This is a genomic window from Streptomyces phytophilus (genome assembly GCF_013870535.1).
Lineage (GTDB): Bacteria > Actinomycetota > Actinomycetes > Streptomycetales > Streptomycetaceae > Streptomyces > Streptomyces phytophilus.
In genome coordinates this window covers 1-1004 of the sequence record NZ_JACBXC010001742.1, presented here as the reverse complement: position 1 = coordinate 1004, position 1004 = coordinate 1, and the positions used below count along the sequence as shown (strand labels likewise).

1 protein-coding gene is annotated in these 1004 nt (G+C 75.1%); it reads right to left on the bottom strand.

What is annotated here, in order from left to right:
• A partial coding sequence (locus H5J30_RS35675) for a sensor histidine kinase (RefSeq protein ID WP_181791924.1) occupies nucleotides 1–1004 on the bottom strand: 1004 nt, incomplete at both ends.

Here is a 1004-nt window from a genome sequence, read left to right as displayed (position 1 = left end):
AGGCCGCTCGCGGTGGCGGGGCCGTCGTCGTCGACGCACAGCTCCAGCTCACCGCTCGCGTAGCGGACCAGGACGCGGGCGGTACGCGAGCCGGAGTGGCGGACGACGTTGGTCAGCGCCTCCTGGACGATGCGGAACGCGGCCAGCTCCGTACCCGGCGGCAGCGGGGTGCGGTCGCCCTCGACCGTGACGTCCACCGTGAGGCCGGCCGCGGCGGCCTGCTCCTTCAACTCGCCGAGCCGGTCGAGGCCGGGGGCGGGCGAGCGGGGGGCGCCGCCGGGGGTGCGCAGCGCGTCGAGCACTTGGCGGACCTCGCCGAGTGCCTCCTTGCTGGCGGACTTGATGGTGGTGAGCGCCTCGCGGGCCTTCTCGGGCTGCTGGTCGAGGAGCGCGAGGCCGACGCCGGCCTGGATGTTGATCACGGAGATGCTGTGCGCCAGCACGTCGTGCAGCTCGCGGGCGATGCGCAGCCGCTCCTCGTCGGCGCGGCGGCGCCTGGCCTGCTCGCGCTCGGCCCGTACGGCGGCCCACTGCTCGCGGCGCGTCCGCATCAACTCGCCGCCCGCGACCACCGCCAGCACCCAGGCAATGACGAACAGCAGCTGGCCCCAGTGCCCGCCGCCGTCGTCGCTCGGCGGCAGCCAGCGGTAGAGGAGGGAGGTGTACGCGATGTGGCCGGCGAAGAGCAGCCCGAGCGCCCCCCAGACGGCGTGCCGCTCCCCCACCGAGATCGCGGCGAAGCAGGCGACGGCGGCGCTGAGGAAGATCGGCCCGTACGGGAAGCCCGCGGCCAGGTAGCCCAGGCAGACCGCGACGGTGCCGAAGGCGGCGGTACGCGGGTAGCGGTGCCGCAGCAGGAGGAGGACGGCAGCGGCGAGGAGGAAGCCGAGGGCGCCGGGGTACGGGTCGACGCGGTCGGTCTCCTGGGCGGCGCCGCGGGTGCCGACGACCATGAAGAAGGTCAGGAAGAGGGTGGAGCGCCAGGGCAGGCGGTCGCGGCTGGG